Origin of the sequence: Parashewanella spongiae, from assembly GCF_004358345.1 — a bacterium.
In the GTDB taxonomy this organism is placed as follows: domain Bacteria; phylum Pseudomonadota; class Gammaproteobacteria; order Enterobacterales; family Shewanellaceae; genus Parashewanella; species Parashewanella spongiae.
Genome location: NZ_CP037952.1, coordinates 3913614 through 3939727, shown reverse-complemented (window position 1 = coordinate 3939727; position 26114 = coordinate 3913614). Strand labels below are relative to the sequence as shown.

General features: G+C 40.1%; 23 protein-coding genes and 3 pseudogenes. 18 read left to right on the top strand and 8 right to left on the bottom strand.

Annotated elements, in window-relative coordinates:
- Positions 1-266: 266 nt before the first annotated feature.
- The 4 genes and pseudogenes from tyrA (at position 267) to E2I05_RS15740 (ending at position 2924) form a co-directional block, all read left to right on the top strand.
- Positions 267-1406, top strand: coding sequence for a bifunctional chorismate mutase/prephenate dehydrogenase (gene tyrA / locus E2I05_RS15755; RefSeq protein ID WP_121854979.1), 1140 nt, complete (start codon positions 267-269; stop codon positions 1404-1406).
- A gap of 301 nt (positions 1407-1707) precedes the next feature.
- Positions 1708-1914, top strand: a pseudogene (locus E2I05_RS15750) (IS630 family transposase); the annotation flags it as partial.
- Between the two features lie 396 nt (positions 1915-2310).
- A complete protein-coding gene (locus tag E2I05_RS15745; protein WP_121854977.1) occupies positions 2311-2736 on the top strand; it encodes a hypothetical protein in 426 nt (141 codons plus the stop codon).
- Positions 2733-2924: a helix-turn-helix transcriptional regulator gene (locus tag E2I05_RS15740; protein ID WP_121854976.1), complete on the top strand. Its 192-nt coding sequence runs from the start codon at positions 2733-2735 to the stop codon at positions 2922-2924. The genes E2I05_RS15745 and E2I05_RS15740 overlap by 4 nt, the downstream gene beginning before the upstream one ends.
- A 950-nt stretch (positions 2925-3874) precedes the next feature.
- On the opposite strand, the gene E2I05_RS15735 is transcribed toward E2I05_RS15740, so the two are convergent.
- A complete protein-coding gene (locus E2I05_RS15735; RefSeq protein WP_121854975.1) occupies positions 3875-5143 on the bottom strand; it encodes an HlyC/CorC family transporter in 1269 nt (422 codons plus the stop codon).
- 88 nt (positions 5144-5231) lie between these two features.
- Positions 5232-6020: a cytochrome C assembly family protein gene (locus E2I05_RS15730; protein WP_121854974.1), complete on the bottom strand. Its 789-nt coding sequence runs from the start codon at positions 6018-6020 to the stop codon at positions 5232-5234.
- A gap of 241 nt (positions 6021-6261) precedes the next feature.
- Between E2I05_RS15730 and ffh the strand changes: the two genes are divergently transcribed.
- Complete coding sequence (ffh, locus tag E2I05_RS15725) at positions 6262-7635, top strand: signal recognition particle protein (RefSeq protein ID WP_121854973.1); 1374 nt, start codon at positions 6262-6264, stop codon at positions 7633-7635.
- A gap of 31 nt (positions 7636-7666) precedes the next feature.
- Here the strand turns inward: ffh and E2I05_RS15720 are convergent, their stop codons facing one another.
- Positions 7667-7864 carry a hypothetical protein gene (locus E2I05_RS15720; protein ID WP_121854972.1) on the bottom strand — a complete coding sequence of 66 codons (198 nt, stop codon included), beginning with the start codon at positions 7862-7864 and terminating at the stop codon, positions 7667-7669.
- A gap of 185 nt (positions 7865-8049) precedes the next feature.
- Between E2I05_RS15720 and E2I05_RS15715 the strand changes: the two genes are divergently transcribed.
- Both E2I05_RS15715 and E2I05_RS15710 read left to right on the top strand, forming a co-directional pair.
- On the top strand, positions 8050-8622 hold the full coding sequence (locus E2I05_RS15715; RefSeq protein WP_133309742.1) for a transposase: 573 nt from the start codon (positions 8050-8052) through the stop codon (positions 8620-8622).
- Positions 8623-8638: 16 nt separating this feature from the next.
- Positions 8639-9394 carry a transposase gene (locus E2I05_RS15710; RefSeq protein WP_133309741.1) on the top strand — a complete coding sequence of 252 codons (756 nt, stop codon included), beginning with the start codon at positions 8639-8641 and terminating at the stop codon, positions 9392-9394.
- Between the two features lie 136 nt (positions 9395-9530).
- Here the strand turns inward: E2I05_RS15710 and E2I05_RS15705 are convergent, their stop codons facing one another.
- Both E2I05_RS15705 and E2I05_RS22380 read right to left on the bottom strand, forming a co-directional pair.
- Entirely contained in the window at positions 9531-10673 is a 1143-nt protein-coding gene (locus E2I05_RS15705) for an IS66 family transposase (protein WP_218939892.1), read from the bottom strand.
- The gene (locus tag E2I05_RS22380; RefSeq protein ID WP_133372244.1) at positions 10600-11178 is read right to left on the bottom strand and encodes a hypothetical protein; all 579 of its coding nucleotides are present in this window, start codon (positions 11176-11178) and stop codon (positions 10600-10602) included. The genes E2I05_RS15705 and E2I05_RS22380 overlap by 74 nt, the downstream gene beginning before the upstream one ends.
- Before the next feature lie 113 nt (positions 11179-11291).
- Here E2I05_RS22380 and E2I05_RS15700 point away from each other — a divergent pair.
- Positions 11292-12452, top strand: a pseudogene (locus E2I05_RS15700) (IS630 family transposase).
- Here E2I05_RS15700 and E2I05_RS22790 read toward each other — a convergent pair.
- Both E2I05_RS22790 and E2I05_RS22785 read right to left on the bottom strand, forming a co-directional pair.
- Positions 12411-12818: an ISAs1 family transposase gene (locus tag E2I05_RS22790; protein WP_165905587.1), complete on the bottom strand. Its 408-nt coding sequence runs from the start codon at positions 12816-12818 to the stop codon at positions 12411-12413. The pseudogene E2I05_RS15700 and the gene E2I05_RS22790 sit on opposite strands and share 42 nt — an antisense overlap.
- Positions 12799-13350, bottom strand: a pseudogene (locus E2I05_RS22785) (ISAs1 family transposase); the annotation flags it as partial. The gene E2I05_RS22790 and the pseudogene E2I05_RS22785, both read right to left, overlap by 20 nt.
- Positions 13351-13663: 313 nt before the next feature.
- Between E2I05_RS22785 and rpsP the strand changes: the two are divergent.
- From rpsP to ltrA (E2I05_RS15650), 8 genes are all read left to right on the top strand, one after another.
- The gene (rpsP, locus tag E2I05_RS15685; protein ID WP_121855196.1) at positions 13664-13915 is read left to right on the top strand and encodes a 30S ribosomal protein S16; all 252 of its coding nucleotides are present in this window, start codon (positions 13664-13666) and stop codon (positions 13913-13915) included.
- A gap of 20 nt (positions 13916-13935) precedes the next feature.
- Complete coding sequence (gene rimM, locus E2I05_RS15680) at positions 13936-14466, top strand: ribosome maturation factor RimM (protein WP_121855197.1); 531 nt, start codon at positions 13936-13938, stop codon at positions 14464-14466.
- Between the two features lie 15 nt (positions 14467-14481).
- Positions 14482-15228: a tRNA (guanosine(37)-N1)-methyltransferase TrmD gene (trmD, locus tag E2I05_RS15675; protein WP_121855198.1), complete on the top strand. Its 747-nt coding sequence runs from the start codon at positions 14482-14484 to the stop codon at positions 15226-15228.
- A 34-nt stretch (positions 15229-15262) separates the two neighbouring features.
- Complete coding sequence (gene rplS, locus E2I05_RS15670; protein ID WP_121855199.1) at positions 15263-15616, top strand: 50S ribosomal protein L19; 354 nt, start codon at positions 15263-15265, stop codon at positions 15614-15616.
- 681 nt (positions 15617-16297) lie between these two features.
- Positions 16298-16438: a hypothetical protein gene (locus tag E2I05_RS22120; protein WP_170179642.1), complete on the top strand. Its 141-nt coding sequence runs from the start codon at positions 16298-16300 to the stop codon at positions 16436-16438.
- Between the two features lie 246 nt (positions 16439-16684).
- Entirely contained in the window at positions 16685-17836 is a 1152-nt protein-coding gene (gene ltrA, locus E2I05_RS15660; RefSeq protein WP_244935396.1) for a group II intron reverse transcriptase/maturase, read from the top strand.
- Positions 17837-18134: 298 nt separating this feature from the next.
- Positions 18135-19808: a glutamine--tRNA ligase gene (glnS, locus tag E2I05_RS15655; RefSeq protein ID WP_121855223.1), complete on the top strand. Its 1674-nt coding sequence runs from the start codon at positions 18135-18137 to the stop codon at positions 19806-19808.
- 1207 nt (positions 19809-21015) lie between these two features.
- Positions 21016-22296, top strand: coding sequence for a group II intron reverse transcriptase/maturase (gene ltrA, locus E2I05_RS15650; protein ID WP_133309740.1), 1281 nt, complete (start codon positions 21016-21018; stop codon positions 22294-22296).
- 130 nt (positions 22297-22426) lie between these two features.
- Here ltrA (E2I05_RS15650) and E2I05_RS15645 read toward each other — a convergent pair whose 3' ends face one another.
- The gene (locus E2I05_RS15645; RefSeq protein ID WP_121855153.1) at positions 22427-23029 is read right to left on the bottom strand and encodes a Yip1 family protein; all 603 of its coding nucleotides are present in this window, start codon (positions 23027-23029) and stop codon (positions 22427-22429) included.
- A gap of 605 nt (positions 23030-23634) precedes the next feature.
- Here E2I05_RS15645 and miaE point away from each other — a divergent pair.
- Both miaE and E2I05_RS15635 read left to right on the top strand, forming a co-directional pair.
- The gene (gene miaE, locus E2I05_RS15640) at positions 23635-24396 is read left to right on the top strand and encodes a tRNA isopentenyl-2-thiomethyl-A-37 hydroxylase MiaE (RefSeq protein WP_121855156.1); all 762 of its coding nucleotides are present in this window, start codon (positions 23635-23637) and stop codon (positions 24394-24396) included.
- A 414-nt stretch (positions 24397-24810) separates the two neighbouring features.
- A complete protein-coding gene (locus E2I05_RS15635) occupies positions 24811-26082 on the top strand; it encodes a hypothetical protein (RefSeq protein WP_121855154.1) in 1272 nt (423 codons plus the stop codon).
- Positions 26083-26114 lie beyond the last annotated feature (32 nt).

Here is a 26114-nt window from a genome sequence, read left to right as displayed (position 1 = left end):
GAATAAATAGTTTGCAGAGATGGGGCTATACAATCTTGAAGAAGTACGAACGGGCTATGTGCTCAGTACAAAGTAATTGAATAAAATTAAGCAGGAGCCGTATACGAGATCCGTACGTACGGTTCTGTGAGAGGGATGGGGCACTAACGCCTCACCCTACTAGATGTTTTCTGAGAAAAATCAAGAATAAGCTGCTTGTGTCATGAGCATGACAACTGTTACAGTGCTAGATCCATATAAATCAGTATTGTTGGACGTTAGGCGCTATGACAGAAAAGACAACTGCCGCCCTAGAAAAATTGCGAAATGAAATTGATACAGTAGATCAAGGTTTATTAAATTTACTTCGGCAGCGGTTAAATCTAGTCGCAAGAGTCGGTGAGGTAAAGCATAATGCAGGTTTACCTATATACGCGCCTCAACGTGAAGCTTCCATGTTGGATAAACGTCGTGATGAAGCTGAAAAACTAGGTGTTTCACCTCAATTAATTGAAGATATTCTCCGCCGATTAATGCGCGAATCTTATCAAAATGAAAAGAACGTTGGCTTCAAGCAGGTTAATACCGATATCAACCATGTAGTCATAGTTGGTGGTAGAGGGCAGCTTGGTGATTTATTTAGGCAAATGTTGTCTTTATCAGGTTATCAGGTACATATTTTAGATGCGGATGATTGGCATCTTGCAGATATGCTATTCGATGGCGTTGGTCTTGTTATTGTTACCGTTCCTATTTCAATTACTTGCAATCTGATAAGACAAAAACTAGGACAACTTCCAGAAGATTGTATTTTAGCAGATCTTACTTCAATAAAATTATCCCCGATGGAAGCGATGTTTGAGACTCATTCAGGTCCCATTGTGGGTTTTCATCCTATGTTTGGCCCTGATGTAACCAGTTTAGCTAAGCAAGTCGTTGTGGTTTGCCATGGCCGAGAGCAAGAAAAATATCAGTGGCTGCTCGAACAAATTGAAATTTGGGGGGCAAAGCTTGTAGAAGCAGAAGCAAATAAACACGATGAAGCCATGCAAGTAGTACAAGCATTACGTCACTTTTCAACATTCATATATGGTGTCGCCTTATTTGAAAGCAAAGCGGATATAAATCAGTTGCTGCAATTCAGCTCGCCAATTTACCGACTCGAACTTGCCATGGTTGGTCGATTATTTGCGCAGAATGCTCAGTTATATGCCGATATTATTTTTGCGCAAACTGAAAATGTAGAACAAATAGAAGGATATTTTGAAAATTTCCGAGAAGGCCTTGAAATGCTAAAAAGTGGCGATCGTAAATTGTTCATTGAAAAATTTGATCTAGTTGCTGACTGGTTAGGTGATTTCTCTGCACAATTTCAACAAGAAAGTAGGGTCATGTTACAGACCGCTGCAGATATGAAGGTAAACTAACTCTAAATTTAGTAATTAGCGCCTCTGTTATCATACCCATGCATCTTCAAGTATCATGGGTATGAGAGAGGTAAAAGCTTCCAAATCTCCTTAAACCTAAATAAATCGGTTAAATACAAAGTTAAACAACCCTAATTCACCCATCAGGTGAGTGCTGAACATTCATATACTTGCCAAAATCACCGCTAGCTGCGTTATAAATTTTGCAAGTAGAAACGAAGTAACGACAGTTTTGTATGTCGGTAACCTCTTCTTGCTGCTATTCATGCCTTGCTATCACTCGATGCTGCCGTAAGCTCACAATTGGTTGGATATGGCTGAAATTGAATTAAGTATCTTGAGCAGGCAATGCTTAAACCGAAGAATACCCGATCAGGAAACACTAAATACTGAAGTCGAAGCCTGGATTACCGAGCGTAATGAGTCCAAGGCTAAGATGAACTGGCAGTTCACGACTGAGGAGGCACGTATAAAATTAAAGAAACTTTACCCCGTACTCCCAGAGTAAAGTGAGCCTTTTAACAGAAGTTCACTGATTAACGAAATCCAGTTACACATTCGTTAATCAAAGCATGAAAAGCTAGAATCCTACTGACTTGCCAAGGGGGGGGAGGAAGTGTTTTGTTCAGACATCACTTATTTGTCAATTGATTGTGAACAAAAGTTAAGTAAGAGTTTAAAACAATAAATATCGATACATGATTCTTAGCTCTCCTATGACTATGGTTTACCAGAACAGCTTTAACTGTAGAATTCATATGAATGGACTACTAGGCGCTTATCGAACTGAACATAAGTATTGTATGTTCCCCATTTTGTCAAGTTAGCTTGACATGAAAGTGTTTGTTGTCTAAATTAACTACAAAAGTAAAGTTAGCTTAACTAAAAGACAAGGAGAGTGATCATGAAAAAGGTAATTAGTGCAATTTTTTGCCAAGGCTTACCAAAAAGAGATATTAAGAATGCTAATAAAGTAAATCTGTGGGCATTGGCATGGGTTGGCAGTCTAGTCATTTTTCATTATGGATCGAAAGAATTATGGTTTATGTCACCTTTAATGATTGCTGTCGCTGTTATAACGAATGTTGCTATCGGTGTTGGGATGGTATTGGCATATAGAAAAATGTTGATAGAGCTAGATGAAATGGAAAAGAAAATTCAATTAGATGCGTTAGCACTGTCCGTAGGTACAACGATCATTACTTTTTCTGGGTACTCGATTCTTCAAGAGTTAACAACAATTCCTGTGTTAGAACCATCGCATTTGATATTGGTAGTATCTGCCACTTATATGATTGGTATTGTTTCAGGCAGGATCCGTTATCTATGAAAAATTGCTTAAAAGTACTTCGTGCTCAAAGAGATTGGACGCAAGCTGATTTGGCTGCCGAGCTTGGGGTATCAAGGCAAACCATCAATGCAATTGAGAAAGGTAAATTCGATCCAAGCTTACCCTTGGCTTTTAAAGCTGCAAAGTTGTTCGAAATGAAGATTGAAGACATTTTTCAAGATGAATAGCGTTATTCTCTGATTGCGGTAACAATAAAAAAGGCGGCTATTTTTTATGGAAATAGCCGCCTTTATATGTATGACTAAACGCTTAACTTAAACCTAGAAACATCAGTTGACTGCGATCTCAAGCGTAGAAAAAATGGCTGATAGTAAGGCGTAGCTTGCAGCAAGTAGTTATTCTACTTGCAAAAGTTATAACGCAGATAGCAGTCATTTTAGCAAGCTTGTGAGCGTAGAGCACTTCACTCATTGGGTGAAAGCCATGATGATAAAATCATCATATTGCTCAAGCAGTTACTCATATACTCAGCGTTCAACTGACGATTTTAGGTTAAATGAACCGGTTGAACGCACAATTTAATACCAATTACAGTAATTAAATGCTCAACTCAGAGCTATGTATGCGCACAAAGTACAAACGAAATTGGTGAAAACATAGTTATTACCGACATACAAAACTGTCGTTATTACATTGCTACGTTGAGAAAGTTTTGTGAAGTATTCTTTATAAACTAAAGTGTGCGCATACAAGCTCCCGAAGGGCAAGGCTAAAGGTTTCCATTACTGCGTTGCACGTTCTTGAATTATCCCGACAAAAGCACGAAGTGCGTTGAACGCCAGCTTTGTATGGCGGCCGTAGGGTATATAGTACTTCGAACATGCGCCTTGTATTGAAAACTTTATCTCTTGCTGAGTGAGAGATTAATTACTGTAATTGGTATAACTTTAATCTATTGGAGTTAAATACAAAATTAAACAACCCGAATTCACCCATCAGGTGAGTGCTGAATATTCATATACTTGCCAAATCACTGCTAGCTGCGTTATAAATTTTGCAAGTAGAAACGAAGTAACGACAGTTTTGTATGTCGGTAACCACTACTTGCTGCTATTCTTGCCTTGCTATCAGTAATTTTCTCTGCGTATATGAACGCTCCCAACCGATTTATTTAGGCTTAAGGTTTTTTGTAATGCTGTGGCATTATCCGAACATTTTTTATCATGTTATCACCCACATCTACGACCTCAATTGGGTAACCAGCTAAACGCAGGCTGGTGTTTTGGGTCGGGATATCTTCAAGGTATTCGATAATTAAACCGTTCAATGTTTTCGGGCCATTTATCGGCAAGTCCCATTTCATTTCTTTATTGAGTTCACGAATATTGATGCTGGCATCAATTAATAAACTACCATCTTGCTGGGCAATAATTTCTTCACTTGGTGCAGGCATCATGGATGTGGTGAAATCACCGACAATTTCTTCAAGAATATCTTCTAGTGTTACCAGTCCTTGAATATCGCCATATTCGTCAACCACAATTCCAATACGTTCTTTGTTGCGTTGAAAGTTTGTTAGCTGAACATTTAGTGGCGTACCTTCTGGAATAAAATAAAGCTCTTTTACGGCTCTTAATAATGATGATTTACTGAATTGCTCTTTAGATTGTAGGCGTAATGCATCTCTCAAATGGATGAATCCAACGACATCATCGGCGTTATCACGATAGACTAAAACTCTCGTATGAGGGCTTTGAACCACTTGCTTATTAATGAGCTTGAAATCATCGTTTACGTTAATGGCATAAATATCTGCTCTTGGCACCATCACATCTTCAACGGTGACATTTTCCAAATCAAGAATAGAAAGTAGCATTTCTTGGTGACGCTGTGGTATCAGTGCTCCAGCCTCATTCACAACACTTCTCAGTTCTTCTTGGCTTAATGCATTAGCAGAGGTGGCTTTGTCTGCTCCCATTAAGCGTAAAAACATGGTGGTAATGACATTGAGTCCCCAAACAAACGGGCGTAAAACAATGGCTAAAAATGTCAAAACATAGCTAGATGGAAAAGCAACTTTTTCAGGGTAAAGCGCAGAAAACGTCTTAGGTGTTACTTCTGCAAAAACAAGAATAACAACGGTTAAAATACCTGTTGCAATAGCAACACCGAGATCACCAGATAACCTGTGACCAATTTCAGCCGCCAATACTGGAGCAATAATATTGACAAGATTATTACAAAACAGAATAAGGCCGATTAGTCGATCAGGTTTATCTAGTAACTTTGCTGCGCGAGTAGCTCCTCGGTGACCGCCATTAGCAAGATGCTTAAGGCGATAACGATTGAGAGTCATCAAGGCTGTTTCTGAACCTGAAAAGTAAGCTGAACAAAAGATAAGAATTGCAAGTATAACCAGAAGGGTTCCGGTCGAGATAGCGTCCAAAAATGGCTCCGTATTTGATAATTAAATGTACAAGTAGTTAACACTACAAAAGGTATGATTATTTAGACCATACCTGCTGTCAACAATTTTACGTAAGTATTAGCTCTTTGACAATTCTTGCGCCAAAGTAACCTAGCGATAAAAGCGTGGCTCCAATAAGAGTGTATAGCACCGCAGTTCTCACTTTACAGCCTACCCAATACTGCTGCCAAAGCATCGCAATATAAACAAACCAGGCGACGATCGATAACACCGCCTTATGACCTTTACCTTCAGCAAACATGTCATCCAAAAAGATAAAACCTGTTGCCAGTGACAAACTCAGTAAAATGACGCCAATCATTACTAAATGATAAAGCTGTTTTTCAACCGTCATTAAAGGCGGGATTGCTGAGCTCAACATTAACTGTTTGCTTTTTAACTTATTTTGGATGACAGCAAGTTGAATGGCATATAGTGCTGCAATCATCAACGTACTGTACGCCATAAGAGACAGTATGACATGAGCAAGAATTTCAGGATAAAGCTCAAAATGATAAATAAATTTTGGTGGTACAAGCCAGAGTAACCCGACAGAGAGTATTGAGCAGGCATAAATCACAGGCACCACAACCATGACTCTCATTCTTACCAGTAATGCGGTAAACGACAAAGCGATAATCCAGTTCACCAATGAAATAACATTCGTCAAACTGAAGTTTTGACCATCTAGAGTAAAAATTGCCTCAGAAAGCGCTGTCGCATGTAACAACACTGCAATACTGGCCACGGCGACAACAGCTATGCGATTAGGGCCATTTGCGTGAAAAAGTCGGCTGGTAACCAGTATCAACGCACAACAATAAAAAAACATTGAGAATGCAGAAAAAATGACCATGTAAGAAAGACCTATCCTATGTGTTACTTAGCAACCAATACGGTAAAATTTAACTGTTTTTTGCTTCAAGAGCGAGTTTATTTTCGCACAAATGCCAGACAAGACTAATAATTATTGTTTATTCACCATCTTCTGCCTCTTTAGGGCAATTCAAACTTATTTGAAACCATGCAACTTGAACGATTTTGGGTATATAATGCCAACAATTCTATGGAACTGATCAAAGGCAAAGCTCAAGACAATGTTTGAGAATCTAAGTGATAGACTGTCACGAACCTTAAAAAACATCAGCGGCCGAGGTCGCTTAACTGAAGATAACGTAAAAGAAACCTTACGCGAAGTGCGTATGGCGTTGTTGGAAGCGGATGTCGCATTACCAGTCGTACGTGAATTTGTAAGCAGTGTCAAAGAGCGTGCCGTCGGTCATGAAGTCGCTAAAAGCCTAACTCCGGGGCAAGTGTTCGTTAAGATAGTACAAAGCGAACTTGAAAAAGCGATGGGGGAAGCTAACGAAGAATTAGATCTTTCTGCTCAGCCACCGGCTGTCATCATGATGGCAGGCCTTCAAGGTGCGGGTAAAACGACGAGTGTTGCCAAGCTGGCCAAACTTTTACGTGAGCGAAATAAAAAATCAGTGCTCGTGGTCAGTGCTGACGTATATCGTCCAGCAGCGATTAAGCAGCTAGAAACTCTTGCAAAAGAAGTCGAAGTTGAGTTTTTTCCTTCCGATGTTAGCCAAAAGCCAATTGATATTGCCAACGCGGCAATGGCTCATGCAAAGTTAAAATTTATCGATGTTGTTATTGTTGATACGGCGGGACGCTTGCACGTTGATGAAGCAATGATGGACGAAATTAAAGACCTTCATGCACAAATTAATCCTGTAGAAACATTATTCGTTGTTGATGCAATGACAGGTCAAGATGCCGCTAATACCGCGAAAGCATTTAACGAAGCTTTGCCATTGTCAGGTGTAGTATTAACAAAAGTCGACGGTGATGCTCGAGGTGGCGCGGCATTGTCGATTCGCCATATCACAGGTAAACCGATTAAGTTTTTAGGTGTCGGTGAAAAAACTGACGCGTTAGAACCATTCCACCCTGATCGTGTTGCTTCACGTATTCTTGGTATGGGTGATGTACTTTCATTAATTGAAGAAGTGGAACGCGGAGTCGATAAAGACAAGGCGATGAAGCTGGCTTCAAAAGTTAAGTCGGGTGGGAGCTTTGACTTAGAAGACTTCCGCGAACAGCTTAATCAAATGAAGAATATGGGCGGAATGATGAACATGATTGAGAAGCTGCCAGGCGTAGGTCAACTACCACCTCAAGCACTTGCTCAAGTCCAAGATGGCAAGATGACTAATCAAATGGAAGCTATCATTAATTCGATGACAAAAGGGGAGCGTAAACGCCCTGATATCATCAAAGGTTCAAGAAAACGTCGTATTGCTGCTGGATCTGGAACACAAATTCAAGACGTAAACCGTCTTTTAAAGCAATTTACCCAGATGCAAAAGATGATGAAAAAAATGTCATCAAAAGGTGGCATGGCTAAAATGATGCGCGGCATGCAAGGCATGATGCCAGGCGGAATGAAGCTTCCTGGAAGATAAAATAACACAATCAAGTTTTTCTTTTTAGAAATCATGGAGACTTTAAGAAGTTAAGTTTCTTATCTTGTATTTCCCTAAATGCCTCATGTTGTAACAATTCGCATGCATGAGGCTTTTTTCGTTCATTTTCTTTTTTTTCTATTTCATGCATCATTTTATCATCAAAAAAATAATCCAATCTTGCTTTTTGAGTTGCTTCTGGAGGGTTCGCTTGATCGAGCTCTTTCAATACTTAGCTTTTTAATCTTTTTACTTAATTGATTGAGTATATAATAACTCAAGTTTCGGAGTTCAAATTCAATAATAAAGTGAGCGTATTTTACTGATATATAAAGAAAAGATGAGAGTTAATGTGTTATAATCTTGTTGCTTAGACAAAAACTAAAACACACCAACTCTCAGACAAATATTGACATGAAATCACTTTCTCTACCATCACTTACTTCCAATTTTTTACAGCGTTCAGGCATTCAAATTGATAATTCGTTCAGCACATCATGGAAACAGCTTGGTTTTGTTTCAATGTTGACATCTTGTGGCTTCAGCAAACGTTCGGGTATTGAAGCAACCGAAGTCGTTTACTTACTAATGCTTTGGGTTTGGTTGAAGGTTGATACCATATCTATGTTTGCTAAAGAGTCACTACTCAGCTTTTCTTCTGCTAAGAAAGATGTGCTTTATGATTTACTCAACCGAGAAGACTTGAATTGGAGAAAACTGCAACTTTACACCGCTAAAAAACTCATAAAACAGGAAGGCAAGAGTAAAGTCAGAGCTTTTGTTGTCGATGATTCAGTAAAGCAACGTCGTGGTAAGAAAATGCCCGGCGTATCCAGTCACTTCGACCATTTGACAGGGCGTTGTGTTATGGGACAGCAAGTACTGAGTTTTGGCTACGCTTCTGATAGTCAATTTGTCCCACTGGATAATGAACTCTTCATCAGTCAAACCAAAGCACAACCTCTAACCCATAAATTTAAAGATTAAACGTTACAAGCAATCTGTGGCTCAAACTAAGCCTGCTATGGTTGCAGGTATGGTTAAACGTGCGCTGGGAGTAGGTATTGTAGCTGATTATTTTCTTGCAGACTCTTGGTTTGCCACCAAGCCTATTATCAGCATGACGCTTGAGCATGATTTGACGGCTATTCTCCGAATGAAAAAAAACAAAATGAAGTACCGCTTAGCGGATAAATCAGAGTGCAGTGCCGCCGAACTATTCAAAACTCAAGTAAAAGGCCGATGGCAAAAACTAGCAGGGTTGCCTTATCAAACAAAGTCCATTGTCGTTGAGTTGAATCTAGCAGAAACGGCAAAGCTTGAGCCGAATTGGATTAAGGTTAAACTCGTCTTTTGTCGAGGTGTTAATCCTGATAAGAAAAAAGGAGGTAAACACGATTGGGCATTATTTTTAAGTACGGACGCTTCGCTAAGCGATGAAAAAATTCTTGAGATTTACGCTTTGCGTTGGGGAATTGAAGTGTACTTCAAGGAAGCCAAACAACATCTTGGCTTTTTGAGTGAGCAAAGTCGTCATTACAGTGCTTATATTGCTTCAATTCATCTAACAGGGTTGAGGTTTTGCTTGCTTCTGCATGCGAAGCAAAATGATGAAAACAGCAAAGTCTGTGACTCAAGGAACCTACTTTGCGACAGTCTACAAAATTTAGATTTTGCTTGTAAATTAGTAACTTTTGCAATTAGAATAACTACTTGCTGCAAGCTACGCCTTACTATCAGCCATTTTTTCTACGCTTGAGAACGCAGTCAACTGATGTTTCTAGTACCCAAACACAGTGAAGATGAACGATTGAACTCACTTTAAAGTTGGTATTAATTCATCCAGAGCAAGCACGTAAATACTGCGTGGCGTTTTAGGTTTTTTTCGTAACTTCTCAATAACCCGTGGCAGCCCTCGTTTTTTTCAGCACCAATTCTCCCAAGGATGGAATACTATTGCTCATTGAAAGTCGATCCTGAAGATATTGCCAAAACGATATTTTCAGTTTCCGACAAGTCTTCTTTAGACTGGAAAATGTATCCCTACATTGTCGCCCTAAATCACTTCTCGTCCCACCGCTGATTTTTCGTCTCTTTACATGTTCCCTTAAGTCATTTTCACTGCCATTGGTGTGAAGTGGTATTTCTGGTCGGTCTAATACTCGAAGCAATGATGATTTATGTTTATGTAATCGCTTCAGTTGTTGATTGAGAAGCTGATAACTGGTTTTTTGAGTGAAAATTCGCTCAAACTCCTTTTCTAACTCTGTTTTCTTGCTGGGTTGTGGTTGAGCTTTATACCGTTTTAAATCTCGATATAGATCCCAAATTTCACCTCGAACCTTTTTGATGCCTTCTCGGTGCGCTTCATTCAATGGCACAAGCTTATAAACTAAGCGTTCAGCGTGAACCCAACACAACGCATGAATAAGAACATTAAATTGACCAGCACCATCACTGACAACAACCAGTGATTCAATGGAGTGTATCTCAATAGCTTGCGCTAGTAATGCGCCTTCAGTAGCGGCACGCATGTGGTGCCTTCGAGTGATGTTTAACTGGTTAAGATGTGCATCCCACTTTTCTTTGGTTTCAAAAAATTGGCAAGGATGGTTGGCAAGTTGCTTTCTTTGGACTTCTGGTAGCTTGTACTCTTTCATATACTCAAAAGCCGTAGCATTTAGCTTGTAGCCCTGCTGTTGACCGCAAAGAATTGAGAGAAAGTTAATTCGACTTTTGCTATCTGAACTTTGGAACCAAGCGAAAAACTCATTACCAATATGAGTCACATAACCATTATTCCCTAAGTGACGTCCACCAGTATCATCAGTCGTAATGTAACCAGTACTGCTCAGGCCTTTATTAAGCAAATCATCTTTTTCTTGATGAAAGCCTTCATGACCTTGTTGTAGTATTTGGTTTAATTGACCTGATGAAATATCGACTCCCCAATCACGTAATTGCTCACATAATAAAGGTTGAGTGACTTGACAGTGATGATATTGATACAGTACATAACTTCTTAACTCGTTTACCAAAATGCTGCCCGTTTAGCTCTTTTGGTAATTTCCCCGTCAACGTTGAGCCATCAGGAAGTTGATAATGCGCAAGACGATAAAGGGTATTATATGATTCGATTTTCATGTCTTGAACGACAAATTCTCTGTAGCCTTTAAATCTTGCACCTTTTGGTAAAGGCTCAACGGGTTGGATAATTTTTTTGTGATGAATACTCAGAGAAGCGGTTTTGCTGCGTTTTCCCTTCCCCTGGTTACTTGAACGCTTTTTACCAGAGCCAATGTCGTCATCATCTTTATTTTGGTCTTCGTCTGGATCAGTGCCTTTGTCCATTCCGCTGGGCTTGAATTTAGGTTTTTTGCTGAGTTTTTTGAGTTCTCGCATTTCATCTTCCAGAATTTCAACTTGATTTTTAAGCTCGACAATTTCTGGTGCTTGAAGCTCAATAATTTTCTGCAAAGCTTCAACAATTGGTCGGCACTCTGAGCAAACTGAAATGGATAAATCTGGAAGTGGTAGTTTCAAGTTAAACAATGATTAGATGAAGTTAACTGCATTATGGGGCTATGGCAAGATCGGTCAACCATGATCTTGCGATCGTAACGAACTGTTACACTTTCGGTGTTTTGCCACGGGTTATTGAGAAGTTACAGCTTTCAAACGAAGAAAAATCGTTCCTAGTCGACTTGATTGCAAAGGGGAAAACATCGGCTAGAAAATTGAAACGAGCCAACATCTTGCTCATGTCGAACAATAGAATGAGTCAAGATAAAGAAATATCTTTAGCGCTTAATGTTGGTACAGCAACCATTTATAGAACAAAGAAACAGTTTGTTGAGGAAGGTCTTGAAGCTGCTCTGAATGAAAGAGCCCGAAGCGGCATGCCTCGGTGTTTGGATGGTAACCAAGAAGCCTTGCTTATTGCCTTAGCCTGTAGCAAACCACCAGAAGGACTTTGTCGATGGACATTGAGTTTAATCACGGAAAAACTTATCGCATTAACTGAACTCGATGAAGTTTCGACAGAAACCGTGCGAAGACGCTTTAAAGAAAACGACTTAAAACCTTGGCAGAAAAAAATGTGGTGTGTAGGCAATATGAATGCAAATTACATCGCACAAATGGAACATGTTTTAGATGTTTATGCTCGCCCTAAAAACTCAGCTGAGCCAGTGGTTAATTTTGACGAAGCGATGAAGCAATTGGTTTCAGATGTTGCCCCTCCATCCCCAGTAAAATCAGGGCGATCAGCCAGAATCGATTATGAATATTAGCGGGTTAGCGTGGCTAATATTTTCATGTTTTTTGACCGCCATCGAGGCTGGAGAAAGGCTAAGGCAACACAGAGTAAGACCGCAGTCGATTCCGCTCAGTGCATGAAAGAACTTGTCGATGAACACTATCCGGATGCACATAAAATTCATGTGGTAATGGATAATTACACGACACATACGGCAGGCTCGTTATACAAAGCATTTAAGACAGAAGAGGCGCTAAGGATTTTGAACAAACTTGAATTTCATTTCACGCCTAAGCATGCCAGTTGGCTCAATATGGTTGAAATAGAAATCGGTAATATGAATCAACAATGCTTAGATCGTCGCATAGAAAGCTGGGAAATGCAGCACAAAGGGCTTTCGGCTTGGGAGATGCAGAGAAACGATGCGCAGGCAAGCATAAATTGGATGTTTAATGTCGACGGTGAACGTGAGAAATTCGCGAAAGCTTATGCAAATATCAATCAATCAATCAATCAATCAATCAATCAATCGATCATAACTTTTGTGTCGAGGTACTAGGTTAAAAGTGACATCGAGAGCCCAATGCTGACTATTTTCAATTGTCCAGTGCTTCCGTATATATCTAGCGATTCCTTCCACGTCACTGGCTAACGAGGTTATGTAATAAGACGTTTCATGGCTTGATTTATTCTTCATTTCTCGCATCCGAGTGACTTCAACAACAGCCTGACAGCCTACAAATTTAGCCGTTTCGTCAAACCAATTTGTAATTGGCAAAAGGCGATAATGTCTTTCATTTATTTGTCCGTGCTCACCGTCTAACTCTGTAAAGTGATTCTGCTTTAAAAGCTCTGGTGTGTCTCGATAGCACTTATGAAAATAAGCTTCTATTTCAGCAAGTAATTTACCTTGATTCTTTTTCACGTTGAAGAACGTAATCACCATTTCCTTCACGTATTAAGGTTGCAGTTTCTTTCTGGCAGTGCATGGCGTCAGCGGTAATCACTGCATTTTCAATATCCATGTGTTTTAGCATGGATTGCATTACGGGGATTTCATTCGTTTTGGTCGACGTTTCATGTTGACGTATTATCAGCCCATTATCTACAACCATTGCCGTCATTAGTTGAAGCGCCGCTATGTCATCACCGTGTTTAGAGCCACAAGCAACTTTACCATCAAAACTGATATGCTCTTTACCATCTCGATCTCGTAATGTATTGGAAAAGTTAATAAAGCAAGACATCATACTTTCGGCTTTAACACCTCTAATTATCCGTCCGATTGAGTGTCGTGTCGGGATGCCATTACTAAATGGCCGGTATTGTCTTAACCAATCTAATTGAGCTTCACCGAAAATGTTGATGGTTTTCCAGCCTGTAGCACCACAAAGCACTGCGGCAATTGTAAGAAAAATAATATCAGCTAAATCATACTCTTTATTGGCTTCAACACGATGATCTTCAACTTATTCAATCTCTTTCATTACGTCCATAATCTGACTCAAATCAGTATTTATTTGTCGATCTGATCATCGTTACTCAGGAAAGTTCAAAATTGATTTAATTATTTTCAAGACCTAAAGCACGATCCCGCCCTGTTATTAAGGGTTTTATTTTCTCCAAAAAGCCAACGATATATAAGTTAAGTTTGCTTTTTTCGTAAAGTCAGGTAAAATTTTGCGGCTTTCTTTCTGAGACTCTACTGCGAACACAGGGTTTCAGTTTTTATTTTTGCCTTATGGCAAATCATTAGAGGATTTAAGACGCATGGTTACCATTCGTTTAGCTCGTGGTGGCGCGAAGAAGCGTCCATTTTATAACATCGTTGTTACAGATAGCCGTAACGCACGCGATGGCCGTTTCATTGAACGTGTTGGTTTCTTCAACCCATTGGCTAAAGGCCAAGAAGAAACTCTACGCTTGGATCTAGATCGTGTTGAACACTGGGTTGGTACTGGTGCTCAAACGACTGATCGCGTAGAAAAATTGATCAAAGACGCTCGTAAAGCAGCAGCTTAATAGCGTTAAGGTATAAATTGATGAACAAAGACCAACAGCCTGTAGTTTTAGGTAAAATCGGCGCCAGTCATGGTGTCAATGGTTGGATGAAAATCACAACTTATACCGATTCTGTTACCGGTATTTTTGACTATTCGCCTTGGTTGTTAAATGAACGAGGGCAATGGCGTGAAGTAAAAGTACTTCGCTGGCGCCAACAAGGGAAAGGCGTTATTGCTTCTCTTGAAAGTGTTGATTCCAGAGAGCAAGCACAAATACTCACAAATTGTGAAATTGGTGTCTTGCAAGAGAGCATGCAAAATTTACCTGAAGGTGATTTTTACTGGCGTGATCTTATTGGATGTGAAGTGACTAATACGAATGGCTACAATATGGGAAAAGTGGATCAAATCCTTGAGACTGGTTCAAATGACGTATTGATGGTTAAAGCTAATGTTAAAGATGCTTTTGGCAAGCGGGAACGTATGATCCCTCTTGTCATGGAGCAATTCATCAAGAATGTTGATTTGCTTGAGAAACAGATTTTAGTGGATTGGGATCCAGACTTTTAAGTCGAGGTTAGCAACATGTGGTTAGGGATTATCTCCCTGTTTCCAGAGATGTTTCGAACCGTTACAGACTTTGGGGTTACGGGTCGAGCCGTAAAAAACGGCTTACTAGAGTTGAGTATATGGAATCCTCGTGATTTCACACATGATCGGCATAATACCGTGGATGACCGTCCGTTTGGTGGTGGTCCAGGAATGTTGATGATGGTTCAGCCGTTACGTGATGCTATCCATGCTGCAAAAGCTGCAGCTGGCGATGACGTAAAAGTGGTTTATTTGTCTCCTCAAGGACGCAAGCTGGATCAGCGTGGCGTAGAAGAGTTGGCAATTAATCAGAAGTTAGTTTTAGTGTGTGGTCGTTACGAAGGTATCGATGAGCGCATTATTCAAACCGAAGTGGATGAAGAGTGGTCAATTGGAGATTACGTGCTTTCTGGCGGTGAACTTCCTGCCATGACTTTAATTGATTCAGTATCGAGATTGATTCCTGGTGTACTAGGAAAACAAGCCTCAGCCGAACAGGATTCATTTTCTGAAGGTTTACTGGATTGTCCGCACTATACACGTCCTGAACATTTGGATGATTTAAGCGTGCCGGCAGTATTACTCAGTGGCAACCACGAAAAAATTAGAAGCTGGCGTATGAAACAAAGTCTCGGTAGAACTTTGCTAAGACGACCAGAATTACTTGAAAATCTAGCTCTGACTGACGAACAGACGGATTTACTCGATGAGTTTGTGAAAGATACAAATCATAAGACGTAACCGCAGCTCAGTTAATACTAGGACGGAGTTATAAATGAACAACATCATTAAAATGCTCAACGATGAGCAAATGAAAACAGACGTACCTGAGTTTGGCGCTGGTGATACTGTAGTAGTATCAGTTCGCGTTAAAGAGGGCAACAAAGAGCGTCTACAGGCTTTTGAAGGCGTAGTTATCGCTAGACGTAATCGTGGCGTGCATTCAGCATTTACAGTACGTAAAATCTCTAATGGTGAAGGTGTTGAGCGTGCTTTTCAAATTCACAGCCCAGCAATAGCTAAGATTGAAGTTAAGCGTCGCGGCCGCGTTCGTCGCGCTAAACTGTACTATCTACGTGAACGTTCGGGTAAATCTGCACGTATCCGTGAAAAATTGGGAACTAAGTAATAGTACCAATACACAACAGTTAAGACGCAGTGTTCGCATGAGAAACCGCCCTAATGGGCGGTTTTTTGTTTGCCCAGCGAAGCTGGCAAACCCGACAGGCAGAAAGAAGCCTGTATCACCCAGACTGAGGGGAAGATAATCCGAATGGCAAGGGCATTGCGGGCTAACGGCAAGGTCTGAAGGAAGCCATAGGAAGTTAGAGGTACACAGCGAAAGCGAACCTGATTCGGCATAATAGAGAGGTAAGCGTGCGAAATAGCGCAACGCCATATACTCAGTCAGCTCTATCATCCTAAATAAATCGGTTGGGAGCGTTCATATACGCAGAAAAAATTACTGATAGCAAGGCATGAATAGCAGCAAGTAGTGGTTACCGACATACAAAACTGTCGTTACTTCGTTTCTACTTGCAAAATTTATAACGCAGCTAGCGGTGATTTTGGCAAGTATATGAATGTTCAGTACACACCTGATGGGTGAAGTAGGGTTGTTTAGTTTTGTATTTAACTTCAATAGATTAAAGCTAAATTGTGCGTTCAACCGATTTATTTAGGATCATGTGCTTGAGGGTGGGATTTCTAACAGGGAGCGAGTGCAGTAACTGGGGAAGCCTGACACCTTATCTGGGATAGTCCAGAAGCTTTTATACAAGAGGAAACTCAAGGTAGAAGTTGGTGCGAGGTGGCCGATGAGCCCGTAGTAGTGAGTAAAATCAAGCCGATGAAAGCCAGTAATGGTGTGGAGGGCAAAACTGGATTGACCAATGACGTAGTTTATTGGCGGCATCAACAGCCAAAAGCCTTGATGTTGGCGAAGGGGTGAAGCTTAATTTAAGTTTGTGATGGACAGGATTTTTTTTCAAAGATACAGAAAATCACAAAAAGATGAGTGAGGCATTTCCGACTGGAGGCATTAGGAATAATGACTCTGGAGACCGAAGCCGTATACGGGAGTAATTCAGTCATATCAAAGTAAATTGCCAAGGGCTAGAAGGCTTTGAGGCTGAGTGAAATACACCAACTGATGAAAACAAGACACTGAACCCAAACAACGCACACAGAGAGGTCAATGAGAGTTTATTACAGCTTGTATGGTCGCTTACTTAACAAAGAATCACTGTACAACGGATTTAAGAAAGTGTGGAGAGCCAAAGGCACTGCTGGAATTGATGAGCAGAGCTTAGAGCAATTCGCCTCAAATCTGAGTAACGAACTTGATAAACTTCTTATCGAACTCAAGACCAAGCAATACCGACCTTCAGCCGTCAAACGGGTAGAAATCCCGAAAGATGATGGTGGAGTGAGAAAGCTTGGGATACCAACAGTTCGAGACCGAATCGTACAACAATGCCTAAACGATATACTAAGTCCGATATTTGAAGAGCAGTTCCATCCATCAAGCTATGGATATCGACCACACAGAAGCGGCCATGATGCCATAAACAAAGCCATGATGTTTATCCGTCAATATGACTTAAAACATGTGGTGGATATGGATTTATCCAAATGCTTTGACTTACTCGACCAAGAGCTAATCTTAACGAGCATAAGCAGAAGGGTAAAAGATGGCAGTATCTTAAAGTTGATAAAACAGTTCCTTGAAAGTGGTGTTATCGTAGGAGGCAACTGGCAAGCAACAGTAACAGGAGGTCCACAAGGTGGCGTTATCAGTCCACTGATAGCGAATATCTACCTTGATGCCTTTGACCAAGAGATGAAACGTAGAAATCATCGAATGGTCAGATACGCAGATGACATCCTGATATTATGTCGTAGTCGCAAAGGTGCAGAGAATGCACTGAAGCAAGCGACAAAGCTACTTGAAAAAGACTTAAAGCTGACAGTAAATCGAAGTAAAACTCATATCACGCATAGTGATGATGGGGTAAAGTTTCTCGGAGTAGAGATTGGCAGTAACTATACGACAATCCAAGCCAAGAAACTGAAAAGCTTCAAAGTGCAGCTTAAAGCGCTCACCAAACGCAACGGTGGTAAGCCATTACAGCGGGTGATAAAAGAGTTAAACCCGAAACTAAGAGGTTTTAGCCAATATTTTCGAATAGCGAATGCGAGCAACGAGTTCAAGAAGCTAGCCGCATGGTTAAGGCGACGACTGAGAAGCATACAATTAAGACTGTGGAAAAAGCCAGGTAGGCTACACCAAAGACTTAAGCAACTTGGTTATAAGCCACCATTTAAGTTCATTCAAATGATGAAGTAGAAGAACGCAAGTAGTCCACTCTCTCATTATGCAATGCCGAATAAATGGTTTGCAGAGATGGGGCTATACAATCTTGAAGAAGTGCGAACGGGCTATGTGCTCAGTACAAAGTAATTGAATAAAATTAAGCTGGAGCCGTATACGAGACCCGTATGTACGGGTCTGTGAGAGGGATGAGGCACTAACGCCTCACCCTACTCGATATAAAAGATTTTCGCTAGAGGCATTGTAACTACTAAGCAACTGTAGGATTATGCCATTAATTATAATTATCATCTTTTTCGCAAAGAGGAATTTCATGGACCATGTGGACACTGAAGTGCGTCCTAGTAACTTCATACGTAACATTATTGATGCCGATCTTGAAAGTGGTAAACACACTCAAGTTCAAACTCGTTTCCCGCCTGAGCCGAACGGCTTTCTTCATATCGGGCATGCTAAGTCAATCTGTCTTAACTTTGGCATAGCAAAAGATTATCAGGGAAAGTGTAATTTACGTTTTGATGATACCAATCCTGAAAAAGAAGACATTGATTACGTTCATTCTATACAAGATGATGTACGTTGGTTAGGTTTCCAGTGGTCAGGAGATATTCATTACTCTTCAGGTTATTTTGATCAGATCCATCAATATGCGATTGAACTCATCAATAAAGGTCTCGCTTATGTGTGCTTCTTAAATGCGGACGAAACACGAGAGTATCGTGGCACGCTTACAAAGCCAGGTAAAAATAGCCCATATCGTGATACCACTCCAGAAGAAAACTTAGCCTTATTTGAAAAAATGCGCTTAGGTGAATTCAAAGAAGGGGAGTGCGCACTACGAGCCAAGATTGATATGTCATCTTCATTTATGGTGATGAGAGATCCAATCATCTATCGTGTTCGATTTGCTCATCATCACCAAGCTGGTGATAAGTGGTGCATTTATCCAATGTACGACTTCACACATTGTATCTCGGATGCGATTGAAGGGATCACTCACTCAATTTGTACCCTTGAATTCCAAGATAATCGACGGGTTTATGATTGGGTGTTAGATAACTTAGATGACTTTAATAAGCCTAATCGTACTAGACAATATGAGTTCTCGCGACTGAATATCGAATACACTTTGATGTCTAAGCGTAAGCTTAACGATCTTGTTGATCGTAAAATTGTAAGTGGTTGGGATGATCCTAGAATGCCAACAATCGCGGGCTTACGTCGACGAGGTTATACACCAGCTTCTATACGAGAGTTTTGTGAGCGTATTGGCGTGACGAAAGTTGAGAATTTGATTGAAGTTGGAATGTTAAATGCCTGCATTCGTGAAGATCTCAACGAAAATGCGCCTCGAGCAATGGCGGTTGTTGATCCAATTAAAGTTGTGATTGAAAACTACCCAGAAGCTCAACAAGAGACATTATCAGCTCCGGCACATCCAACTCATGAACACCTCGGTACGCGTGAACTACCATTTGGTCGTGAATTGTATATTGATGCAGCCGACTTTAGAGAAGAAGCAAACAAGAAATATAAGCGTCTTGTGTTGGATAAAGAAGTGCGCTTACGCAATGCTTATGTTATTAAAGCATTACGTTGTGATAAAGACGAGCAAGGCAAGGTAACAACCGTTTATTGCAGTTATGACGCTGAAACACTAGGTAAAAACCCTGCTGATGGTCGAAAAGTAAAAGGTGTTATCCATTGGGTTGAAGCGGCGAGTGCAAAACCTGCAGAATTCCGTATTTATAACAGCTTATTTACGGAAGCAAATCCAGCGGGTGCAGAATCAATTGATGATGTGTTGAATCCTACCTCACTGGTTGTCAAACACGGTTTTGCTGAAGCTAGCCTTGTTACTGCCAAAGCAGAAAAAGCCTATCAATTTGAGAGAGAAGGGTATTTTTGTGCCGACAATAAAGATTCCAAGCCTGATAGCTTAGTATTTAACTTGACTGTTGCTTTAAGAGACACATTTGGTGAGTAATCAATACTCATTGAAATAGACACAAAAATGCCAGTCAATCGACTGGCATTTTTATTGAAATGGTTGTAATACCAATTACAGTAATTAAATTCCCAGCTCAGAGCTATGTATGTGTGCAAAGTACACGGTACAAGTGAAATTGATGAAGACATAGTTATTTCCGACATACAAAACTGTCGTTATTACATTGCTACGTTGAGACAATTTTGCGTAGTAATTTGAACGCATACAAGCTCCCGAAGGGCAAGGCTAAAGGATTCCATTACTAGGTTACAAGTTTTTGAATTATCCCGATAGTACTTCAAACTTGCGCCTTGTACTGAAATCCTTTAGCTCTTGCTGAGTGGGAAGTTAATTACAGTAATCCTAAAAACATCAGTTGAACGCTGAGTACACGAGTAACTGTTTGAGCAATACGATGATTTTATCATAATGGCTTTCACCCAATGAGTGAAGTGCTCTACGCTCACAAGCTTGCTAAAAAGACTATTATCTGCGTTGTAACTTTTGCAAGTAGAATAACTACTTGCTGAAAGCTACGTCTTAATATCAGTCATTTCTTCTACGCTTGAGAACGCAGTCAACTGATGTTTCTAGGGAGCGCCACGAAGCGCTTTATTCCGTTGCGGGATTTGTCTCAACGTATACGCAGCCAAGCGATTACATGGCCATAAACCAGAGACAGCAACGTTATTATTTATAATAAGTCCATCAGGTTGAAACGTACCTGACGGGATAATTACCAGTTCATCCCGAAATCTGACGGGCATGCATAATGGGTAACCGCTATGACATGAAGCCCTGTGACAAAGGCCTTGAATAAAGGTTGAGATGCAATGTAGACCGCAGCATCAAGCGAATTCAGTTAAGCGTCGTAAATCAAAAAATGAAGATGGGGAGTCTTTCCTAGTTGACGAACCCTGACACAAATAGAGAAGCAACTGGTAAATGCATCTGTTTGATCTTCCGGCGTAATATGAAGTGGCATGTATTGAAGGAAATAAAGTGAACGTGGGAGAGCCTGAGTGTTGGAAGGTAGTGACTTGCACTATCCGAATATAAGGTAAACCGAAATTTCAGATAGGGCGCTCAGGCAGTCGGATGAGCCCATAGTACCGTTAACCGTGAAGACAACATAACTTCACATCAGGGAAGGGGCTCAGTGTTACACCCGTTTTTAACGTAACTTTTGAGGTGAAATTGCCATATGGCTAACACTCCAGTAAATATCAGAATATTACAGCGAAAACTTTACTTACGCTCAAAGCTTAACTCGGAGCTACGATTTTACAGCTTGTACGATAAACTCAGTCGCCTAGATATACTCGAAGAAGCCTATCGACGATGCAAAGCCAATAAAGGCGGAGCAGGAATTGATGGCATCACATTCAGTTATCTAGAGCAGCAAAAGAAAGTTGTTGCGCTGTTAAAAGAAATTCAAACTCAATTACAACAGAAAAACTATCGACCTAGCCCAGTCAAACGAGTAGAAATACTCAAAGACAACGGCAAAACGCGGAAACTTGGGATCCCGATAATCAGTGACAGAATTGTGCAAATGGCGATGACAATAGTGATGCAACCCGTCTACGAACCTCATTTACATGAACACAGTTATGGCTACCGTCCATGTCGAAGCGCCCAGCAAGCGGTAAAAGTCATTGAAATGAGCCTAAAACAAGGCTATCAGCACGTACTCGATGCTGACTTGAGCGCCTATTTCGATACCATCCCGCACGCTAAGTTGATGGCAAAAGTAGAAAGGCGAATAAGCGACAGCAGCTTTCTGAGTTTGCTGAAAAGCTTTATCAAAGCGCCCATCAGCATAGAGACGGTCAACGGGAAATGGCGAATAGAAGCAAGCCGATGTGGCACTCCGCAAGGCGGAGTTATCTCTCCACTACTGGCTAACATCTATCTCAACGATTTCTGTTTGAAAATACACGAAAAAACACCGTGTAAAATCGTTACCTATGCAGATGATTTTGTTGTACTTCATAAGCAAACCTACACACAAGAGCAACTGGACTGGATAACACAGCAATTAAGTGATGAAGGTCTGAAGCTAAATCAAAGTAAAACCCACTGTGTGGATATGGGAAAGCTGATGAATGAGTTTGATTTCCTCGGTTTTAACTTTCAACGGATCACAGGCCTCATCAAAGGCACCAGTTACATTAAGATACAGGCGTCTAAGAAGAGCCAAACAAAGCTGAAAAATAAACTCAGAGACATAGTGAAGCATCGAACCTCAAATACACTTGGCGTACTGATAAATAAAGTTAATCAAGTTCTGAGGGGATGGAAACACTATTTTGCTGGGATAGGATATCCCAGAGGAGTATTTTTCAGAATAAATGGATTTGTAGTAAACCGATTCTATCGATGGCATCGTCGCTTAAGTCAACGTCGCAGCAAGTATCTATCACGAGGTGCTTACGAAAAATTACGCCAAGCTGGTCTTGAGTATTTACCCACGACAAGATGATAAGCAAAGTGAAGGGGCTGAGAGAAGTGTAACAACAGAGCCGTGTGAGGGAAAACCTCATGCACGGAATCGAAGAGGGGCTGCTGGATAAGCGATAGCGAAGCCAGTAGCCTACTCTACGTAATTGGCATTAATTCGCTATTGCAGGACCAAAGCCATTACTCCATAAAATAACGCTTGCAGCCATGAGCGCAACTAACAACACAAGCCCACAAGTAACTACCGAACTTGAGTAAATAAAGCCTTTTTCTTCAGGAATATTCATAATAATTGGAATGCCTGTGTAAAGAAGATAAACCGAGTAGGCGATACCAAATAAAGCTACAACCATCATAAACCAAAGAACCGGAAATAAAGCAGATAATCCGACCATAAATAAAGGTGTTGCTGTGTATGAAGCTAACTCAAGAGCTTGAGTGAAAGTTGGTGTTGAATCGAATGTTTTTGCCATCCAAAAAGACAAATAAGCCAGTGCAAATACACCAGCAATTAAGCCAAAGTACATACCAACGGACATGAGCATTGCACTTTGATCGGTTAAAAATAACTTTTCACCTTCTCCTGTGGGGTTCCAACCGATGTGCGCTGAGCCAATATAAGCACAGATTGCAGGAATGAGCGCAACAAGCAAAATATGGCTTAGGCTACTTTTTAAAGATTCATGGTTTTGTTCTATGGTGTGCCACTCTTTTTTGGGATGAGTGTATAAACCCATCAGGTGATTTAAGATCATCTAATTATCCTTTTGTCGACATTGATGGCTCACACCTGCTACGACAAAGAGCAAATTACGCTCCGACAGTACGAACCAATCTTTCTTTTTATGAAACGGTTCAAGCAACTGCCTTAACCCACATCCGAAACTCTATGGTCTAGACAATTGAAAAGACTGTATTATACCAATTACAGTAATTAATCTCTCACTCAGTAAGAGATAAAGGTTATCAGTACAAGGCGCATGTTCGAAGTACTATCGGGATAATTCAAGAACGTGCAACGTAGTAATGGAAACCTTTAGCTTTGCCCTACGGGAGCTTGTATGCACAAAAATTACTTAACAAAATTATCTCAACGTAGCAATGTAATAACGACAGTTTTGTATGTCGGTAATAACTATGTTTTCACCAATTTCGCTTGTACTTTGTGCGCATACATAGCTCTGAGTTAAGCATTTAATTACTGTAATTGGTATTACTACTACTTTTTATTTCTACCACAAAAACTATGGCTATAGATTATTTATTAAACAAAAAGCAGCTGGAGTCAAGTAGTTAATTGCTAAGCCTTCTGGCAAACGATAAAATTAATAAAGAATTCGCTCAGAAAATGCAGGCACCTATGGAGCAACTGCTCGCCCCAATTAAGCAATTTTTACATTGCGAAACCCCACAAGAATGGCTGAATGAAGCCGCTAAAGCTGAAAACCTACCAATAATTTTAATTGATCATTTAATCTGTGAGTTAAAAGCCGCTCAGTCGGCCATGTATTTAATACGAAAATACGCCGTAGATAAAGAAAGTGGTGAAGCCTTATTAAAATGGTTAAAACCCTTTGAAGCATTTGCTTATAAAAAAGAAGGTGATTGGCGTGAGTTACCGAAATTAAATCGATTAACTAAAGCTGTTGTGCCTAAATCAAATTCGAAATACGGGCAAGATCTTATCGATAAAATGGTACTGCTTATTAAAGAAGAGTTGCATCATTTTTATCAAGTGTTAGAGATTATGGATGAATGTGGTATTGAGTATGTCAATATTACTTCAAGCCGATATGCCAGTGGGATGATCTGCCATGTGACAACACATGAGCCTAATACGTTAATTGATAAACTTATCATTGGTGCTTATATCGAAGCGAGATCATGTGAACGGTTCGCAAAACTGGCACCTTTAGTCAACAAAAGACTCGGAGAGTTTTACATATCTTTATTGCGTTCTGAAGCACGTCATTATCAAGATTACTTAAGTTTGGCCGAGAAAATAGCGGCAGGAAATATTTCGGAAAGAGTGGCTTTTTTTGGTGAGCGAGAATCTGAATTAATTTCTTCACCAGATAGAGATTTTAAATTTCATAGTGGAAATCCAAAAATTAATTTTTAGTCATATAACCAGTTATCTTTTTTAATACCAATTACAGTAATTAAATGCTCAACTCAGAGCTATGTATGTGCTCAAAGTGCGATCGAAATTGATGAAGACATAATTGTTCTACGTCAAGACAATTTTGAGAAGTGATTTGAGCACATACAAGCTCCCAAAGGGCAATGCTAAAGGGTTCCATTACTGCGTTACAAGCACTTGAATTATCCCGATAGTACTTCGAGCTTGCGCGCCTTGCACTGAAACCCTTTAGCTCTTGCTGAGTGAGAGATTAATTACTGTAATTGGTATGAATTTTAAACTCATCTGTACGTTAAATTATTGTTTAAATTGAATTAACTTTAATTAATTAGTCTGTGCTCGGAGGGCGGTTTACTCTCGAAAAACATTAAATTATTTACATTGAGAGTTAAAATGTCATTTGAATCAATACAATCGCTGAGTTCATTAAGTCAGTGCCCTGATCCGCGAGTCGGTGAGCCTGCGAAAGCAACTGATGAAAGCTCTTTATTAAGTTCGGCTAGAGCTATGTACGGAACTGAAAAAGATAGCTTACATGTTGATGAAAGTTCAGCTTTTAATGAGAGGCTTTTACCAAGTTATACCGAACTAGAACGCTGTTGGAGAAACCCATTATCAACTGATTCTCAATTTAAAGCTGAATATGAAACGGCTTATAAACGTGGTGAAGTTCCTATCACTTACGACGACTTTCAGAAGGGTGTAAAAGAAGTTGGCCCTATTAGTACAGCAAAAATGCAACCATTAGAAACTCATATATTAACAAGAATGAATGAGTGTAAAGAACTTGCGAGAAGTGCTGAGCCAACATCGCCTTTGTTATTGGAATTAAAAGAAGATTTTGTTCGATGTTTACAGTTCTTAGCTCATGTTGAAGCAGATAATGAGTATTCTGATTGGGAAGAGCTATTTAAAAGTGCTCACGGCAGTAATCTATTTAATTCTAGTGAGCTCTGGGACACAAAAACACAGTTACAGGATATAAAAGAAAAACAGCAAGAACAAAACAAAAAAGAAAACCCTTGCACAGTGATTGGTGGTTCTGGCTATATTCCTATGGAAATTGACTCAAACTACAAACCTGTATTTACTGAACAATTAAAAGACATCGGAAGTAAAAGCCTAGATCAAGAAAGTGTATTATCATCATTAAAGCAGTTTTCGAGCCTCCCGACAAAACTTGAACCCTGTGAGGTGCCAAATTTAGATCCCCTAGTTGAATATTATATTAAGGAGAGTTGTATAGATTCATTTTACAAAATGGGTGGTTCTCTCAAAGATTTTGAGCTTTTTACAAAAGATTTTAAACGCTACGGCAGTTTTAAGTCTCAGGTAAAGCATTTGTGCGGCATGGAAAGCGCTTCGCCAGAAGATGCTGAGCGATTATTTTGTTTGCATGTGGCCGTTAAAGTGCTGCTTAGAGATATTCCGAGAAAAGATGAATTTCAGGATTTTAGTGAAGTCAATGAAGAGACTGCTATTGCAGAAGCAAAAAAAGTGGTTGAAATGGGAGGAGGTAGTGCTAGTTATGTTGCGAGTGTTACTAATTACTATCAGCAAGTTCAGTTAATGAAGCTAGCTTTGCCATATTTTAAGTCGCTTCTAAGCGCCATAGAATCTAAAGCATTCGAACTTCAGATAGAATTGTATATGGACGAGTTGTAAAAAGTATAAATTATCCATGTTTTTGAAAATTC

Coding starts and splice junctions, on each gene's coding strand:
- E2I05_RS15745 (WP_121854977.1), top strand. CDS start 2,311: ATGAAAAAGGTAATTAGTGCAATTTTTTGCCAAGGCTTACCAAAAAGA.
- miaE (WP_121855156.1), top strand. CDS start 23,635: ATGGAGCAACTGCTCGCCCCAATTAAGCAATTTTTACATTGCGAAACC.
- ltrA (WP_133309740.1), top strand. CDS start 21,016: ATGGCTAACACTCCAGTAAATATCAGAATATTACAGCGAAAACTTTAC.
- rplS (WP_121855199.1), top strand. CDS start 15,263: ATGAACAACATCATTAAAATGCTCAACGATGAGCAAATGAAAACAGAC.
- ltrA (WP_244935396.1), top strand. CDS start 16,685: ATGAGAGTTTATTACAGCTTGTATGGTCGCTTACTTAACAAAGAATCA.
- ffh (WP_121854973.1), top strand. CDS start 6,262: ATGTTTGAGAATCTAAGTGATAGACTGTCACGAACCTTAAAAAACATC.
- glnS (WP_121855223.1), top strand. CDS start 18,135: ATGGACCATGTGGACACTGAAGTGCGTCCTAGTAACTTCATACGTAAC.
- tyrA (WP_121854979.1), top strand. CDS start 267: ATGACAGAAAAGACAACTGCCGCCCTAGAAAAATTGCGAAATGAAATT.
- rimM (WP_121855197.1), top strand. CDS start 13,936: ATGAACAAAGACCAACAGCCTGTAGTTTTAGGTAAAATCGGCGCCAGT.
- trmD (WP_121855198.1), top strand. CDS start 14,482: ATGTGGTTAGGGATTATCTCCCTGTTTCCAGAGATGTTTCGAACCGTT.
- rpsP (WP_121855196.1), top strand. CDS start 13,664: ATGGTTACCATTCGTTTAGCTCGTGGTGGCGCGAAGAAGCGTCCATTT.
- E2I05_RS15740 (WP_121854976.1), top strand. CDS start 2,733: ATGAAAAATTGCTTAAAAGTACTTCGTGCTCAAAGAGATTGGACGCAA.
- E2I05_RS15645 (WP_121855153.1), bottom strand. CDS start 23,029: ATGATCTTAAATCACCTGATGGGTTTATACACTCATCCCAAAAAAGAG.
- E2I05_RS15730 (WP_121854974.1), bottom strand. CDS start 6,020: ATGGTCATTTTTTCTGCATTCTCAATGTTTTTTTATTGTTGTGCGTTG.
- E2I05_RS15635 (WP_121855154.1), top strand. CDS start 24,811: ATGTCATTTGAATCAATACAATCGCTGAGTTCATTAAGTCAGTGCCCT.
- E2I05_RS15715 (WP_133309742.1), top strand. CDS start 8,050: ATGAAATCACTTTCTCTACCATCACTTACTTCCAATTTTTTACAGCGT.